Origin of the sequence: Brasilonema octagenarum UFV-OR1, assembly GCF_963888615.1 — a bacterium.
GTDB lineage: Bacteria > Cyanobacteriota > Cyanobacteriia > Cyanobacteriales > Nostocaceae > Brasilonema > Brasilonema sennae.
Window position 1 is genome coordinate 1 of record NZ_CAWPKW010000292.1, and the last position, 2,170, is coordinate 2,170.

2 protein-coding genes and 1 pseudogene are annotated in these 2,170 nt (G+C 40.7%); 2 read left to right on the forward strand and 1 reads right to left on the reverse strand.

Annotated features, from left to right (window positions below):
• Positions 1 to 213: pseudogene (locus AC5590_RS25295) on the forward strand (hypothetical protein); the annotation flags it as partial.
• On the opposite strand, the gene AC5590_RS25300 reads toward AC5590_RS25295, so the two are convergent.
• Positions 180 to 1,520, reverse strand: coding sequence for a transposase (locus tag AC5590_RS25300; RefSeq protein WP_169268961.1), 1,341 nt, complete (start codon positions 1,518 to 1,520; stop codon positions 180 to 182). The pseudogene AC5590_RS25295 and the gene AC5590_RS25300 sit on opposite strands and share 34 nt — an antisense overlap.
• 336 nt (positions 1,521 to 1,856) lie before the next feature.
• On the opposite strand from AC5590_RS25300, the gene AC5590_RS25305 reads away from it, so the two are divergent.
• The coding region (locus tag AC5590_RS25305) for a hypothetical protein (RefSeq protein WP_211178811.1) at positions 1,857 to 2,170 on the forward strand (314 nt) is incomplete at its 3' end.

Consider the following 2,170-nt stretch of genomic DNA (forward strand, 5'->3'; position numbering starts at 1 on the left):
GATTACAGTTACGCTACTGACATCAACAATTTTGGTCAAGTTATCTTTGACTCAGGTAAAGGCACTAGCAACGGGAGTCCAAATCGTGCTTTCTTATATACGAATGGTCAAGTGACTGAAATCAAGCCTCTCTCTGGTGACACTGATATCGCCGTTACAAGTACAATACCGTTGCCAATTTACGAGGGTTCAACGCCCGTAGAAAGGGGATGAATACGTCCTAAAGAAGTAAGCTTGGCAAAAATCTGGGTTAATAAAATAGGCTCAGGAGTTTCTGGAAGCATTTTTAATATTTCACGAACATATCGAAAGCCACGATAATAAGCTTTCAAGTCAATAATGCCGGAAACGGGATTATGTTGGCGGAAATCAGCGAGAAGATGATGAGATAAATTAACCATAAAGAATGCTAAGTTAGCAGCATTAGTCACCGCAGTTTGGCTCAGATTCATAAAATCTTCCAGACCCCAAAACTGCTTGGCATCTCGAAAATTAAACTCGATTTGGAAACGGAGTTTGTAATAGTCGATTATCTTCTCAGATGATAATTCCAGGTCACTAGAGAATAGGATGACATGGCTACGAGCATTAGTTTTAAGATTGGTTTTGACCAAAATCACTACATTTAGAGCCTGGGCAAATTCTTTGTGAAGAAGAGTAGCTTGATAAATATCACTTTGAATTTCCTCCTCAATGGTACTTGTACATAAATATTTGTTAGGTATATTACGATAATCCAGCTTATCACCGTATTTACGACGAGAGCATTTCTTGGAGTCAGGATTTTCATAAGGGAGGTATAATGCTGAATCATGGCGTAACTTAGAAATTATGTGCAAGTTGACTTGCCGAGCCATCTGTAAAGCGTTGTTGTTACCAAAATGACCATCTAATACAAAGTATGTCAGGGGAATAAAGTTACTTACTAACTTGAATAGTGAATTAATCATCTTCTGAATTAGTAATAACTCAGATGTGAATACCACTTCTGCTTTATTTTTGTTCTTACTCCCTTTTGGTCGTCCACGCCCACGTTTTTCTTTGGCTTTTACTTTTTTGATTGTTAATGTGTTATTGATTTCTATATCACTCTTGATTACCTGTTCTACCTGAATAGGAAATGACTGCCTCCGTTCAACGCTTACTAACGATAATACGAAGAAAGATAGCCCTGATATCGGTTTGCTGGCTAGGCTAGAAAAGAATCTCTCTAACCCATAAGTCTGTTTACCTGATTTACTGACTACAACCTCATCTCCTGCCAGTAAATATATTTCATTTACACCGCACAAATGCTTCCGAAAAAACAGCCAAAACAACGTTGCCCAAGGTATTACTGTATGAAAAAATCTCAACATTGTTCGATAACTACCACCAATGCCTGCCCAACGAGAAATCCCCAACATAGTGACTCTGCCGCTCATTGCTAACATCGCCAGAATTATTTGGTTCAATTGTCGCATCGTTGTAGCGTTTATCTGCGGTAACAGGCATTGTAACAATGATAAGATATCGGGCATGGGCTGCTTGTAGTTTTTGAGTTGTCGTTGTCAGAGACAATAACTCTACTACAAAAGCCCTCGCTCATTGAGCAGGCGTAGTCCAAAATCGCCAAATCAGCTTTGTTGCTACATTTAAGAACCGGATGTTCATAAGCGGCGACAGCGGAGTGTCGGGGCGGGCTGTGATCACCAGAATCCTCCACACGAAAATTTTTCTAGCCCGTTCCCGACACCGCTTATGAGAGCGAAGCGTCATCCGGTTCGTCTGCTGGAATGAGTAGTCGAGGTTGTGGAATTTAGCTCTTCATCCTTTTTTTTTGGCGAAGGTATTGAAGTATCAACAACTTTGGTCAGGTGGTAGGTAATTCGGTTAATGAAAACAACTTCACTGGGAATAACCCCTTACTGTATAGCCAAGGCAGAACACAAAGCCTCGTCGGTCTTAATGATGCTATCCCTTATGCCATCAACGATAAAGGTGAGATAGTGGGTGGAGCGCAAAAAATTGGCCCGTTTTTGTATAACAACGGAACGGTAGTTAACTTCGGCACTGAAGGTACTGTTGCATATGATATCAACAACCAGAGTCAGGTAGTCGGCATTTTAAACACTAACAAAGCTTTCCTGTATGAAAATGGTACAACGACTGCTTTGGGCACTCTCCCTGG